The organism is Filifactor villosus, assembly GCF_042652965.1.
In the GTDB taxonomy this organism is placed as follows: domain Bacteria; phylum Bacillota; class Clostridia; order Peptostreptococcales; family Filifactoraceae; genus Filifactor; species Filifactor villosus.
This window is the reverse complement of record NZ_JBHSHL010000039.1, coordinates 1-14,548: the sequence shown is the minus strand read 5'-3', so window position 1 is coordinate 14,548 and position 14,548 is coordinate 1. Positions and strand designations below refer to the sequence as shown.

At 35.0% G+C, this 14,548-nt stretch carries 14 protein-coding genes, 1 tRNA gene, 1 pseudogene and 1 other annotated feature; of the genes and pseudogenes, 12 read left to right on the top strand and 4 right to left on the bottom strand.

What is annotated here, in order from left to right; genetic code table 11:
• The 9 genes from ACFO4R_RS09015 to ACFO4R_RS08975 all read left to right on the top strand — a co-directional run.
• Positions 1-277 (top strand): transposase (locus tag ACFO4R_RS09015; protein ID WP_379788765.1); only part of this gene is annotated, 277 nt, incomplete at its 5' end.
• A gap of 318 nt (positions 278-595) precedes the next feature.
• A complete protein-coding gene (locus ACFO4R_RS09010) occupies positions 596-1,075 on the top strand; it encodes an NUDIX hydrolase (RefSeq protein WP_379788764.1) in 480 nt (159 codons plus the stop codon).
• Complete coding sequence (locus ACFO4R_RS09005) at positions 1,075-1,740, top strand: Type 1 glutamine amidotransferase-like domain-containing protein (RefSeq protein ID WP_379788763.1); 666 nt, start codon at positions 1,075-1,077, stop codon at positions 1,738-1,740. Before ACFO4R_RS09010 ends, ACFO4R_RS09005 begins: the two co-directional genes overlap by 1 nt.
• Before the next feature lie 13 nt (positions 1,741-1,753).
• Positions 1,754-2,776 (top strand): radical SAM protein, encoded by a 1,023-nt coding sequence (locus ACFO4R_RS09000; protein ID WP_379788762.1) that lies wholly within the window; start codon positions 1,754-1,756, stop codon positions 2,774-2,776.
• A complete protein-coding gene (locus ACFO4R_RS08995; protein WP_379788761.1) occupies positions 2,769-3,695 on the top strand; it encodes a nucleotidyltransferase domain-containing protein in 927 nt (308 codons plus the stop codon). The genes ACFO4R_RS09000 and ACFO4R_RS08995 overlap by 8 nt, the downstream gene beginning before the upstream one ends.
• A 2-nt stretch (positions 3,696-3,697) precedes the next feature.
• Complete coding sequence (locus ACFO4R_RS08990; RefSeq protein WP_379788760.1) at positions 3,698-4,573, top strand: radical SAM protein; 876 nt, start codon at positions 3,698-3,700, stop codon at positions 4,571-4,573.
• A 35-nt stretch (positions 4,574-4,608) separates the two neighbouring features.
• A complete protein-coding gene (locus tag ACFO4R_RS08985) occupies positions 4,609-5,766 on the top strand; it encodes an amino acid--tRNA ligase-related protein (protein WP_379788759.1) in 1,158 nt (385 codons plus the stop codon).
• Positions 5,766-6,236 (top strand): hypothetical protein, encoded by a 471-nt coding sequence (locus ACFO4R_RS08980; RefSeq protein ID WP_379788758.1) that lies wholly within the window; start codon positions 5,766-5,768, stop codon positions 6,234-6,236. Before ACFO4R_RS08985 ends, ACFO4R_RS08980 begins: the two co-directional genes overlap by 1 nt.
• A complete protein-coding gene (locus tag ACFO4R_RS08975; protein ID WP_379788757.1) occupies positions 6,217-6,951 on the top strand; it encodes an HAD family hydrolase in 735 nt (244 codons plus the stop codon). Before ACFO4R_RS08980 ends, ACFO4R_RS08975 begins: the two co-directional genes overlap by 20 nt.
• On the opposite strand, the gene ACFO4R_RS08970 is transcribed toward ACFO4R_RS08975, so the two are convergent.
• Positions 6,925-6,997: transfer RNA gene (locus ACFO4R_RS08970), tRNA-Phe, on the bottom strand. The genes ACFO4R_RS08975 and ACFO4R_RS08970 overlap by 27 nt on opposite strands.
• 98 nt (positions 6,998-7,095) lie before the next feature.
• Positions 7,096-7,298, top strand: a binding site (T-box leader).
• Positions 7,299-7,345: 47 nt separating this feature from the next.
• Here ACFO4R_RS08970 and pheS point away from each other — a divergent pair.
• A complete protein-coding gene (pheS, locus tag ACFO4R_RS08965) occupies positions 7,346-8,398 on the top strand; it encodes a phenylalanine--tRNA ligase subunit alpha (protein WP_379788756.1) in 1,053 nt (350 codons plus the stop codon).
• A gap of 15 nt (positions 8,399-8,413) precedes the next feature.
• Entirely contained in the window at positions 8,414-10,771 is a 2,358-nt protein-coding gene (gene pheT / locus ACFO4R_RS08960) for a phenylalanine--tRNA ligase subunit beta (protein ID WP_379788755.1), read from the top strand.
• Positions 10,772-10,831: 60 nt separating this feature from the next.
• On the opposite strand, the gene ACFO4R_RS08955 is transcribed toward pheT, so the two are convergent.
• On the bottom strand, positions 10,832-12,262 hold the full coding sequence (locus ACFO4R_RS08955) for an HD domain-containing protein (protein ID WP_379788753.1): 1,431 nt from the start codon (positions 12,260-12,262) through the stop codon (positions 10,832-10,834).
• Positions 12,263-12,274: 12 nt separating this feature from the next.
• Entirely contained in the window at positions 12,275-13,420 is a 1,146-nt protein-coding gene (locus ACFO4R_RS08950) for a helix-turn-helix domain-containing protein (protein ID WP_379788752.1), read from the bottom strand.
• 446 nt (positions 13,421-13,866) lie between these two features.
• Between ACFO4R_RS08950 and ACFO4R_RS08945 the strand changes: the two genes are divergently transcribed.
• Positions 13,867-13,989 (top strand): hypothetical protein, encoded by a 123-nt coding sequence (locus tag ACFO4R_RS08945; RefSeq protein WP_379788751.1) that lies wholly within the window; start codon positions 13,867-13,869, stop codon positions 13,987-13,989.
• Between the two features lie 360 nt (positions 13,990-14,349).
• On the opposite strand, the pseudogene ACFO4R_RS08940 reads toward ACFO4R_RS08945, so the two are convergent.
• Positions 14,350-14,484 (bottom strand): annotated as a pseudogene (locus ACFO4R_RS08940) (ATP-binding protein); the annotation flags it as partial.
• Positions 14,485-14,548: the final 64 nt, after the last annotated feature.

Sequence of the window (14,548 nt, the reverse complement as noted above, 5' to 3'; positions counted from 1 at the left end):
GAGAAACAAAAAAGGACAAAAGATCAACTACAAAATCAACAAGAGACGTTCACAGAGCAGGGAGAAGAGTACGAGATCGAAAGGACAGATCAAACGAAGAGAGAGGGAGAAATCATCGATTCGATCCAAAGTAGAACACGTCTTTGGGATCATCAAAGCAAGGTTTGGCTATCGAAAGACGAGATATAAAGGACTTAAGAAACAGGAGGCGAAGCTAAATATCCTGTGTAGCTTGGCGAATCTATTAATCGCACAGAGGCGGAGCCTGAGTGCTTAATTTGTTGTGCCCGAAAAACGAAAAATCGGGCACAACAAAGAGAAACATGGAGATAACGGGGAATAAATATCAATTTTTTATACTACTATTCTTTTGAATAGTGGATATAAACAATCTGTGACCCATAGGAGACAACATAGTTTTTCGTCATCGAAAAATAGATATATCCACACTTCTATTGAAAAATAGTATTACCCTGTTATCCCCATTCTTTTTTTATTTTGCCAATTGTGAGGTCTTTCCTTAGCATTTTTTGTGTGCACTGTAAAGTGTATCTTGCCAAAAACTGACATGACAAATTGTGAGGAGGCTTATGTAATGGATGACATCACTGTACAATGTGGCCAAGGAATAGTGAATATTCGAGTAGGGGCTATAATTCTTAATGGTGATAAAATTTTGATGGCTTCGAATTCGGATGTTGACTATTTATATTCTGTTGGTGGAAGAATTAAGTTTGGAGAATGTGCAGAAGAAGCTATAAAAAGAGAAGTTTTAGAAGAACTTGGAGTAGCTTTGGAAATAGAACGTTTAGGAATTATTCATGAGAACTTCTTTTATGGGAGCGATAAAAAGTTAATATATGAAATATCACTTTATTATTATATGAAGATGAATGAGAACGATGCTACTTTCAAAACCGAAAACGTTGAAAATGATAGGCGAGAATTTTATGAATGGGTTGATTCCAGTGATAAAAGAAAAATGTATCCTGATTTTTTGTATGAGAAGGCTATTGACCCTTCAAAAGGAATCATACACATTTGTACAGATGAAAGGCTAAAAGAGGTGAAGTAGTGAGAACAAATATATTATTGAGTAAGCTTAATTTTGATGCTAACTGGGCTAAAACTGCAATAGGAGAGGAACTAGTAGGACATAAAAAAGTCCTTGTCATGCCGTTTTCTTATTGGGATAGCGAGGTCTATGATTTAGATAGTTGGAATAATGTTTATAGACCAAATAGAAAGTATTTTGAAGAAATCTATGCGCCATTTTCATCATATGGATATGAGCGAAATCAATTTAAATATATTAATTTTTTTTGCGATTCACAAGATGATATAAAAAAGGATTTATTAGACGCAGAGGTGCTTTTTTTAACTGGCGGTGCACCTGATTTATTTATGGAACGAATAATGGCAAAGGGTATTTTGCCATATATAAAGTCATTTGATGGCGTTGTGGTCGGGTGCAGTGCAGGGGCAATGATTCAGTTTGATAAGTTTCATATAACGCCGGGACCACTTTATCCAGACTATAAAGTTATCAACGGTATCGGAATGGTAGATATGGATATGGGAATAGAGGTTCATTATGCATCTACGGTGGCTCAGCTTGAAAGTATTGAAAAAACAAAAACAGAGTATTCTTCCTTGCTATTGTTGGATAATGAGAGTGCATCAATCGTAAAAGATGATAAAATCCAATTGTTAGGAAATGCAAAAATAATAAAAAGATAGGAGTTTTTGGACTATGAATGGAGTTTATTTGGCAATAAGTATGACATCAAATTGTAATTTGAAATGTTTTTATTGTAAGCCTACGGGTGAAAGTATAAGTGGGGAAGTAGGTACTATTTCGTATGACGAGTTTTGTAATATTGTATCTGCGACCTATCATAAAGGAATTGACAAATTCAGACTGACAGGTGGTGAATGCACTATTGTGCCATATTTTGAACAGGCTATAGAATTTATTATGAACATGGGAGCCGATACAAGGATAAATGTTTGTTCGAATGGTTGTAAATTAAAAGAGTATATTCCTGTTTTGTCAAAATACAAAGATAGAATAAATGTTAGAATATCCGTTGATTCAATTTGTGAGTATTTAAATGGTTATCATTTTCCAAAGTGGTTATCTCCGGAAACAATTGGCTGCACAAAATTGCTGTTAGAATCGGGAATTAGAACAAGATATAACATTGTAATTACTAGTTATAATATTGAACAGGTTAAAGAGCTTGTTGAAAAATCATTAAAACTTGGCGTTGATATAAAATTATTGGATTTGTATGTTCAGGATATATATTTGGGGGGAAAAGGAACCTCACAAGAGTTTTGGGATACTACATATCAATCGCTATCGCAGTTTAGAAAGTGGCTTGAAGATATAAGCGATAGATTTGTGGAAAATTATTGGGACGATAGTGCATACGGAATTCCAATGAATGCTTATTTTGTTGGGGATCAATCAATTGTTTTAAAGGATTCATCAAAGGGTGCACATTTTTCAAAGTTCTGCATTAATAAGTGTAACAAATATAGCAAGTGCCAAGAGGGAATATATGTTCCGTTTGTTTCTGTCGGAAGTTTATTGCATATCAATGGTTGCTATAATGAAGCTCTTAGATGGAATCTAAAAAATAAAAAAATTGAGGAAATGGAAAATGCTTTTTCAGAAATGCTGAAATTGTTTGATGAACTTGTGGTCAAAACAGAGTCAGCAGCAAATTTCAGTGGACATCATACATGTGTAGGTGATGAAAATGAGTGATAAGTTTGATTTTATGGGTCAAGTTAAGCATATATCTGGTTATATGTTTGTTGTTTTATTTGATTTAGACGATAAATATTTAATTGCCCATCCAAAATATGATTTGAGAAATGGAGTCTGTCGAATTTCGAATCCAGTCGATCCAAATAGAAATAATCAATTGGATGTTGAGAAAACAGTTAAATTTGGAAAGAAAGATTATCTTATACATAAGGACGACATAGTGGAGTATTATCCTTGTTTTGGAATAGATAACAATCTTTTGATCGGAACGGCTAAATCTGAAAAAACGTGCGCAGCACTAAGAGAACTGATAGATCTTTTCTCTAAGATTATTCCAAAAGAAAATATTGGTGTAACTGGAAGTTTGGCAACTGGTAATGCGTCGGATGGATATTCTGATATTGATATTTTATTAAAAGAGAAAGATTTTCGTGAATTAGCGAGTAGTAATATTTTTACAAATGCTAATATTCAGATAAGAGATAAGAAACAGTGGGTGGAATTTTATAATCACTATGGAGTTTTTTGTGCATTGAATGCTGAAGAATTTGCTGACGCAGCGTTAAATAAATTCCAGCAATTTATTTACAAGGGAATACCTATAAGTATTTTTATTGATGCCGGAAGAGATTTCTTACAGATTACAAATAGTTTTTCTACAACTGACATAGGCTTAAATAACATGGTTGTATTGAAGGGTCGAGTAATCTCTGAAAACTTAATAAAACTTCCGGGTTATATTTTTGTGGAATGCAATAATAGGATATCCGTTATAGTTAATTTACATCGTACGTATCAGAATTGTTTGTATTTGGGAGACGATTGCGAAGTGAAGGCAAGAACTAGTTCGTTCACTGATTTGTATATTGTGAATTATGATGATGTATGTTATATCAAGCGGAGAAACGGAGATTAGTTATGATAAATGAGTTGATGTGGAGAATAACATATAGATGTAATAAAAAATGTCAATACTGTTTTAATGAAATTTTTGAAGATAAAGTAAATCATCTTTGCGAGGAAAAGATGGATATAGATTATTTGGAAAGATTTGTTAAAAAGTTTGGTATAAAAAAAGTCTATGTTAGCGGCGGTGAGCCAGCTGTTATTGATAATTTGGAAGAAGTGATAAATAAAATATCTTCATTTGCAACGGTTGTTTTGTTTACAAATGGTTTGCTATTTGAAAAATATGATTTTCAACAGATTGCAGAAATGCCTATTGATGCGGTAAACACAACAATAGATTTGGTGGATATTATCAATTTTTCAAAACATTTTGAAGTTATTATGGATAAATTTAAATCTGTTAAATTGAGTAATGCATCTATGAAAATGAACGTGCAAATAATGATAGATAAGCAATATTTTGATGTGGTTAATAGTGACGGATTTAAATTTATGAGTTCGGTAGTTGATAGGGTTTTGTGGCAACCTTTGACTGTTACAGAAGAGAATTCGTTGTATTCTATGACATTGGAAGGGATGGATTCGAAAGAAGCAGAAAAAATCATAGTAGATCTGAAGAAAAGAAATCAAGGTGAGATGTTTGAACATATCACAAATCTGTCCGAGGTTTTAGGTGACCTGGGTGGGAAAAGTTGTTTGATGGGAAGAAAATATATAACGATGAATCCAGATATGAGCATTAATATATGCCCGCATATCAATGATTACGTGGTTACGGAAGAGGAATTGGAGGAGATTGATAAAAAATCAGAATCATTTTTGTGCGAGAAGTTTAGTATGAGATGCTTTTGCCTATACAGTCATTTAAAGAGAAGATTTATGTAATTGCCAGAATTTATTTGAAGTAAAGGAGGATAAGTATGCATATTAATATGTCTTTTTTAGAACAAGAGGATCTTTGTGAGATTTGTAAGGGTGTTGTTCAAGGACGAATTCTTAGCTTAAATATAGGAAAGAACCTCTGTATGGGTGTTGTGCACATTAATTGTGGGTATAGTATGTTTCGATTTGATAGGGAAATATATGAATCTAAGAGGGTACATAGAGGAGATATCATTTCCTTCTTAGCTGATATGTATGAACATGATGGAAAATATGGAATTAATATCAACACAATATTAGATTTTATTTCATGTAAAGGGACTTTACCAAATAAGCAGTTTAAAGGTGAAACGGAGAATAATAGAATTGTACAATGTTTATTTGAACCTGAAAAATTTGAGATGATTAAACGATATTCTGATGTATTAAAGGCGATGAGAATAGAGTTGTATAATAACAAATTTGATGAAATTAATACGCCAGTATTGTTTCAGAAACAATCACCTAGTAACGCAGAGAGTTTTCATGTTGAAACTGTAAATGGACAAACATTATACTTAAAATCTATACATGAACATTTGCTTAAGCCATATCTTTTGCTTGGCTTCGAAAGGGTTTTTGAAATAGGGGCTGTGTTTAGGAATATTGGTTACTCACATGAATATGATTGCGAATTCCATAATTTGGATATGTGGCTTAAGGGAAGCACATTGAACGAATTAATTGATTTGTGTTTGCGGATGACGAGGGTTGCTTCAATGGCTGTTGGCGGTAAAGAATTAATGTCAGAAGTGTATACATTTGAACAATATGTCAATGAATTTGGTCTCGTTGCGGCAAATGATAAAAAAGTAAAAGAGCATATTAGAAGTAATGGCTATGGAAAAATAATAATCATAAAAGAACCTAAAAGATTGAAAAATTTTCATATAAAGGAGACAGAAGATAAAGAGCATAATCAAGAGTTTCATGCGTACATTAATGGTGTATCATATGCCCATGGTTACTGTGTTAAAACAGATATGATTAGTGTGGACGAGAGTTTACCGAATGAAAAGTGCCAAATCTTTGAGGAATACGCAATATATGGTATCGAAGAGTTTGGCGGTGTTGGAATAGGAATGCAAAAAATGATGCAGGGATTATATAACATAGACGATTATCATTTGTTGAATTTGTATAGGAGAAAATATTAATGGTTGAAATTTTGGTAAAACCTGAAACCTTAATACTTTGTAAAGAAGAATTAGAAGGTTTTTTGATGGAGAATGGTTTTTTTGTTGAGTACAAAAAAAATGTGAGTGATTGGAATAACTTGTCTATTGCCCTATATGAGAAGTCGGAAAAGGTTACAAAAAGACAATTGGAGTTACAAAATATAGCCCGAAATCAGATGATGGGTTTGGCTGGTTCAAGAGCGGAGTTGTGGGGACTTAAATATAAGACAAATATTAAGGAAATAGATTTATATGAGCTATTAACCGGATTGAAAAGAAAGTTTAGAAGTATGAAGTGGAAGGAAGGATTGACATTTCATATAGAATATAATGGGGATTTTTCGGTGTATCATTTCACATATTTTCATGTTTCTGACCCTGAAACAGAGATAATAGAAAGTGAAAGATTGTTGTGTGGGAGATATATAGATGAAATGGGTTCTGTTTGATGCATATGGTACTTTGTTTGATGCAGGGAAATATAATATAAAGATTATAGCCGAAGAGATTGCGACACGATTTGGAGTTGACTCTCAAGTTGTGTTTGATTTGTGGACAAAAAAATATGTCGAAATAGAAAAAAGAGAGGATAAATTCAGAACTATCACCGAAACGAACAGAGAGAGTTTGGCCTTTGTATTTGAAGAACTGGCGTTAGGGGATGATTATGAATTATATGTTAATAGAATGAATGACGAATGGTCATTTCCTAAATTGCTTCCAGGAGTATTTGAATTAATAGAGTGGTTAAAAGAGCAATCTTGTCATATCGGTATTGTTTCAAATTCAGATGATATAACATTAATATCTGCTGTTGAAACGAATGCATTACATATTAGTAATATTGTTAGTTCTGAAATGGCAAAATCCTATAAGCCGGATTCACAAATATTTGAGTTTGCACTAAAAAAATGGAATTGTTCATCGAAACAGTGTATATATATTGGGAATTCATTGAATGATGTAAGAGCTTCGTCTTCTGCAGGAATTAGTTGTGTTAGAATACAATCTGAAATATGTGATGTGAGTTGTTATTCAGAAGGGGTTTATATTTATCGAGTGAAGGAACTTCTTGACTGTAAAAAAATAATAAGTATTTTTTTGGAAAATAACAATTTTGAAGAGACAATAAAAAAATGCCCAGAACCGGAATCGAACCAGTGACACGAGGATTTTCAGTCCTCTGCTCTACCAACTGAGCTATCTGGGCATTTGCGTTTCGATTATAGAACATATCTTTCGGTTTGTCAATAAAAATGATTGACTTTTAGAAAAAAGTGTAGTAGAATTTTTGGGTAAAGGCTATGATAAAGTGCCGTAAGGCAAAGTAGGGTGCATAATTGGATTCAGAGAGTGATTGGTTGGTGAAAAATCATGACAATGTGTACTACGAAATTCGACTTTGGAGCTGCCTATGAAAAGTAGGATGTATACGCTGCATTAAGGCGTTTGAGTGGCAAACATTGTTTGCAATATGAGTGGTACCGCGGATGGTAAAATTCGTCTCATACTTGTTTTTCAAGTATGAGATTTTTTTTATTTAGAAAAGGAGGATAAAATGCTTAGTAAGTTATCTGAAATTAGAAAGCAGTTTGAAACCCATTTACTAGAAGCAAAGGATTCGGGTGAATTGGAAGAATTGAGAGTTTCACTCTTTGGAAAAAACGGAACAATGAAGTCGGTTCTGAAAGAAATGGGTGCGTTATCTGTTGAAGAAAAGAAGGCTATTGGAGCAAAGGTTAATGAATTAAAAGATGAAATTTCCGAAAAAATAGCCGCAAAAAAGGAAGAACTTCAGCGAATGGAAATGGAAAGACAGATTAATGCTGTTCCAACAATTGATTTGTCAATTCCATCAAAAGATATGCAAGGCTCATATCATCCAATTACATTAGTTCAAAGACAGTGCGAGAATGTATTTAAATCAATGGGATTTGTGGTTGAGGATTATAGTGAGATCGTTAGCGATTATGAGTGCTTTGAGTCTCTTAATATTCCAAAGTTCCATCCAGCTAGAGATATGCAGGACACATATTATTTGGAAAATGGTCAGCTATTAAAAACCCAGACTTCGGCTGCACAGAATGCTATATATAGAAAGTATAGAGATGCATTGATTAATGATGGAGTTCCTATCAAAGCAATATTCCCTGGAAGATGTTTTAGAAATGAATCTACTGATGCTTGTCATGAGAACACTTTCTTTCAGATGGAAGGTATTATGGTTGGGGAAAATGTTTCGATTGCAAATCTTATTTACTTTATGAAGACAATGCTATCAGAAGTCTTTAGAAAGGATATAAAGGTTAGATTGAGACCTGGATTTTTCCCATTTGTGGAACCTGGATTTGAGTTGGATATTAGTTGTTTGATTTGTGGGGGAGAAGGTTGTCCTTCTTGTAAGCACAGTGGTTGGTTGGAATTGTGTCCGTGCGGAATGATTCATCCAGAAGTACTCAAGGCCGGAGGTATTGATCCAGAAAAATACACAGGATTTGCATTTGGATTAGGAATGACTAGACTGGCAATGATGAAGTATGGTGTTAAAGATATCAGAGATTTGAATAGTGGAAATTTAGAGAGCATGTGTCAGTTCACTGATGACATCTAGAAAGGAGAAGGGATAATGTTTATTTCTATGAATTGGATATCTGAATTTGTTGATTTGAGAGGTTTAGATAGAAATAAGTTAATTAGTCAATTCTCATTATCTACCGCTGAAGTTGAAAATGAGATTTTTTATAAGGGTAGTAATATATCTGATATTGTGGTGGCTGAAATAGTTGAGGTTAATGCGCATCCAGAGTCTGAAAAATTACATTTGCTTAAAGTAAATTGTGGATCAGACGAATTAATGGACGTTGTATGTGGTGCACCGAATGTTAAAGTTGGAATGAAGACGGCTTATGCGAAGGTAGGTGCTAGAATAGGAAATATTACGATAGAGCCTAAAAAGGTTGCGGGATATTTATCCTATGGAATGTGCTGTTCAGAAGCAGAACTTGATTTAAGTGATGATAATTCTGGAATAATGGAAATATCGGATGCTACTGTAGGAACAGATTTAAAAGAATTGTTTGAGATAGATGATATTATCTTTGAAGTTGATAATAAGTCCTTGACTAATAGACCAGACTTATGGGGGCACTATGGAATTGCAAGAGAATTTGCAACATTGGCAGATAGACCATTAAAGCCACTTGATTTATATGATGTTGTTAAGTATTCAGAGTTGCCTTCTGTGGATATGAAGATAGAAGACGATATGTGCCAAAGATATTCTTGCATTAAGATTGAAAACATTAATACAAATGTTAGTCCTATGAATATGAGAATTAGGCTTCATTACTGTGGCTTGAGAGCAATAAACCTTTTGGCTGATTTAACAAACTATATAATGTTAGAAGTTGGTCAGCCTATGCATGCTTTTGACTCAAGAAAGGTTGAGAAAATTAGAATTAAAAGATTCGAGGATTCGTTTGAGTTTACAACCCTAGATAAGGTTGAGAGAACTATTGATAACCAAACTTTAATGATTTGTAATGGTGACGAACCTGTGGCAATTGCAGGTATTATGGGTGGTCTTGATTCTGAAATCCTTGATGATACAAAAGAACTTACATTAGAGTCCGCAACATTTGAAGCATCAGCAATTAGAAAGGCTTCGGTTCGATTGGCTCATAGAACAGATGCTTCTGCTAGATATGAAAAAAGTTTAGATCCAGAGTTGTGTCCAATTGCCATTAAAAGATTTTTGCATCTTTTGTCTAACATCGATTCAGATATTAATGTTGTTTCATCATTAACAGATGAATGGAGATTCCATTATCCAAAAGTAGAATTGGAGTTTGACAAGAGTTATGTAGATAAGTATACGGGTATTGACATTTCAGGTGATGAAATAGAACATACCCTTATGTCTTTAGGATTTGGTGTTGAGAGAGAGAATAACGATTTTAAGGTTGCGGTTCCTAGTTGGAGAGCAACAAAAGATGTTACGATTAAAGCTGACATCATTGAAGAAATAACAAGAATATACGGGTATGATAATTTTGATGTATTTACTGTAGAATCACCATTATATCCAATCAGAATGGCTGAGGAAAAAATAGACGAGGAGCAGATTAAGGATATGTTGGTAAAAAGGTTTGGGCTTCATGAGGTACATTCATATATTTGGATGTATTATGACGAGTACAAGAAACTAGGGATTGTTCCGGAAGAAAATGTAAAACTTTTGAATGCAACAAATCCCAATATTGAAACTATTCGTAATTCTATAATTCCTACCCAGTTGTGTCAGTTAAGCAAGAATCTTGAGTTTGCACCTGAGTTTGGAATGTTTGAAATCGGAAGAGTAGTAAATGGCTGCAGAGAAGATGGCACTTGTGATGAGCGTAAAAATTTGGCGATTACATTATACTCGAAGGAAACGGATTACGAGAAGCTTTATTATAAATTGAAGGATATGCTTGAGAATATGACAAGGATTATTAAGCATGATTCTTTATCATTCAAAGTTAAAGAAGCTACTCATTCATATCAGCATCCTAAGAATTTAAATGAAATAATCTGTCAGGATAAAGTGATTGGAGAATTGGGTGTTGCACATCCTACAGTACTTGGAAAAATAGACAAGAGGGCTGCTATCGTTTATGCTGAATTAGACGTCAAGGCTTTTTCAGAATTGGTAAATAAGGGCATACAATATATTGAACCATCTAAGTTCCCAACCATTGAGATAGATTTATCATTTGTGGTAGATAAATTTGAACCAATTAATGGGGCAATCAAGGCTGCGAAATCAGAATTGATTAAGAAGGTTGAAGTAATTGATGTGTATCAATCTGCTACAGAGAAATCTATTACTGTAAGAATAGTATTCTCAAATAATGAGAGAACACTCACAAGAGAAGAAGTTTTAAGTATTACCGATGGCATAATTGATTATTTAAAGAATAAGGGCATTTTGCTTAAAGCCTAATTTAAGTACCGGGTAAAATTACAGTGAGGGTAACTATCTAGCGGATAGTTACCCTCAATTCTATTTTCCAGACAAATATTTAATTAAATGATCCATTGCCTTACTTGTCTTTACATATTTGAACCAGTGAAGGTTAGGCTCAACTGTTGGGTCAGTTTCTACAGTAATAACATCACCTTCATCAATTCTTTCGTAAGGCTTACGCTGGGTTTTACTTCCGTCAGTGGTTGCGTAACTGAAGTGAAGGCCAATCTCTGAATGGATAGCAAAGGCGAAATCAAGGAAGGTTGCTCCGGCTTCGATATACATAGCGCTTTCGTCTCTTCTGTAAACCTTGATTTTCTTACCGTCAATCGCAGCTCCGAAATCAGTCACATCTTCAGCATCGATAATATGCCCCAACTTATAACGCATATATTCGGTTTCTGATTTTACAAAAAGACGGTAAAGGTTGTCCATTTCGTCAGAAAGAATATAATACTTTGAGTCATGATATGTGGTCTGACCAAAGTCAAGAATAGTAATATTCTTGTCAGCAAGAAAACTTGAATATAATTTGAAGAACGCATTTGTAGGGGCGTTCGACTTTGAACAATAATCGTCACTGATGACCAATGTAAGGTCATACATGGCGATATTTTTTTTGCATAAAAGCTTTGGCAAGTCTTTAGCAATATTATTTGCCTGTGCATTAATCTGTCTATAGACGCTGATAGCAGAACGAGGGTTGTGGGTAAACTCAACTATGCTTCCGAGGACGGTGTGGAACTCGCTGGAATCAATCGAATTGTTAGGTGAGAACACCTCGGAGAACAGCTTCAATGTCTTGGATGTTGTGTAAGCATTATTGGTACGGATAGCAGAATATGTAGATGTGATTTCTGCATAACGTTCCGGGTGTTCAATCTGTAAACAAAGATCTTCGAGAACATCAATAAGCTGATATGCACCTTCCTTCATCATCATAGGAATGATGATTTCACGAGTATGCTTAGCCTTTGCAATCTTCTTTTCTTCCTTAAAAGGCTGAATTGTACGTAAGTTATCTACTCTATCAGCCACCTTAATGAAGAGTGCTTTTTCACTCATTTTCTCCTTAAGACGTCTGTCTGAAAGCTCGTCAATTTCTTCCTTTGTAAGTCCAGTTTTATCCTTGATTTCGTTATCGATAGCGGTAACAGCGTCAACCATATCAGCAATGTCTTTTCCGAACAGTTCTACAAGTTCATCGTAAGTAGCAGTTGTGTCCTCTAATGTGTCATGAAGGAGAGCAGCGCAGATAGTGTCGGCTTCAAATCCCCATGAAGCAACGAGATATGCTACACGAAGAGGATGCATAATATATGGTTCGCCTGTCTTACGCGGCTTCTGATTCTTGTGCTTTTCTGTTGCATAATCATAAGCACTCTTGATAAGGCCTTTGTTAGCAACCTTGTGGTTTCTCTTGACCTCTCTAGTAATGTCTTCAAAGCAAATGTCCAATGTATACATAACAATCACCTCCTAGTTGTCTGATGAGTTATCTGTTACATTTTCTGCTGTGATGGATACCTCCTTGAGAAGATCATACCAGGCACCGTCATCACGTTCGCTAATCTTAGCATAGCGGAACATATTGTTAGTAAGGCTTGTTTTGACGTAACGTTCAAGATTCACCTTGATAATAAGTTCCTTTTCAAGTTCTGTGTGCATCTCTCCGTCAGGATCGGGCATCATATAAGTCTTCTTGAATAAAGAAATGAGTTCCTTTGCCTGTGCATCAGCCTTGTATGTAGGGTGGCTGAGAAGAAGCTGATGATGGATTTCTTCGGCGGAAAGACTGATAGGATATCTGGAAAGAGCAATATACTGTGCAGTAGGCATAGGCTCACGACCCTTTGAAACAGAATTGATTGTTCCCATGCCACCGATATACTCTTTCTTGTTGCTGTTAACACGATGAAGAATAATGAGCGCCTTGTCCTTTCTGTCATGGGCAAGAGTTAAGAATGCGTGTTCAGCAGACAGTTCAAAGTCTCCGTAATAGGTCTTTTTAACTAATTCCTCATCTTCAGAGATGTATTTCTCAATATCGGAGTAGCTATCCATTGCATCGATTGTCTTCTTAAGATTGGTTGCAGTACTACGACACTTGAGACCAAGAACAGCGATACAGCTGTAGTTAGGTTCATCGTAGTTTGTTTTATCCTCTGAAATAGTAAGAATGCCGTAAAGTAATGATTCTTCCGGGGTGTTCTTATCTCTGCCCTTGTAATCACTTGTATTAAGGTAGTAAACGAGATAGGTTCCACAGAACTTTCCATATAATACTTTCTCGGCCTGTTCGACAGCACTTAATGGCATCTGTGCATGAATATCACCACGATTAATTTCCTTGAAAAGAAAATCATCAAATGAAATGCCGAATAAGGTCTTTAACTGATAGAAGAAGTCTAAAGGAGGAAACTGCTTTCCAGTACGATACTTGGAAATTGCTGATTCACTGTAAATGGTCTTTTCAGATAACTCCTTTGCACTGATATTCTGTGTTTCCAGCAACTTGTTGAGATTTGCTGCAACTGTTGGTGCTAAGTCCTCGATTCTCTTTGCTTCGAAGTCCTTGCTTGTTTCAGGGGTTACGGTTGAATTGTTCTTTGCGTTCTTGTTCATAAGCCATTCCTCCTCATATGTTATTTTCTACATTATAAGTCCACATTCGACATATTACAATCTGTTTATTAGAAAATAATTTCTCTGTGGGAAATTATGGGCTTGATTATTCGGAAAATGGGAAACTATTTTGTCAAGAATTGGTGCGAAAGTATCATAGAAGCTATTTTGACTAGAATTATTTCTCATAGAGAAATAATGAGGATTATTTGAGGTTATATAACGAACAATAAATTGACATTATTGAGTAAATCTGAATGAGTTTCTTCTATAATAAATGCATTTGGAATAAAGACGTATTTTTGTATTCTTTACCGCAAGGAAAGAAATTGTCGAATACACAATTGAGTTTGACACATAGTTCATTGCTTTACTTTTTTTTAGGGTTTAGGCTTATGGTAGAGCAAATGTTACACGGCTCAAATAAATGAAAGGAGAACACAGATATGGCAAGAGTATATTATTGTGATCCAGATGGAGCAGAAGTTGATTGCCCAGATTGTGGCAGTGATGCAATTGTTAATGATGACGGTCTTGTATGTAGCAATCCAGATTGTCCTAACAGTTAATGCCCACCTGAATGAGCAACCAGATGACACCTGGTCGAAACGGGGTTCTTGGCATATTAAGTCAAGAATCCTGTCGTGGGAAGTCGAAAGAACATGAGAAACGAAGGAGGAGATAGCTATGGAAAAGAAAATGCGAATGAAGGATGTATCGTCAATATCTCCGTTGGGATGTATTATTGAGCATTCATATTGGATATTTATTATGTTCCTTAATTATAAGAATTTATTATTCATTCCGTTAGATGATTGTTCAGTTGTAAGTTCAAAAAGAATATTAATTGCCTGTATGGTCATTGCATCAATTATTGGTGTATTTGTCAAGCGAAAAATGGTCCAGGGATCTCATCGAAAAACGGTCCGTTATTTTAGCCACTCCCTCGTTTCTTTAACCCTATAACTCTCCCCGCTCATATCCAAAACATACGCTTTATAGGCCAGTCTGTCCACCAAGGCTCCCGTTAGCACCGGATCTTTAAACACCTCCTTCCATCTTGCACACGGGAAGTTGTCTCATTGAGCTTTATCAGCTCTTTCTCAAGATAGTTCTCCGCCTCCTCGA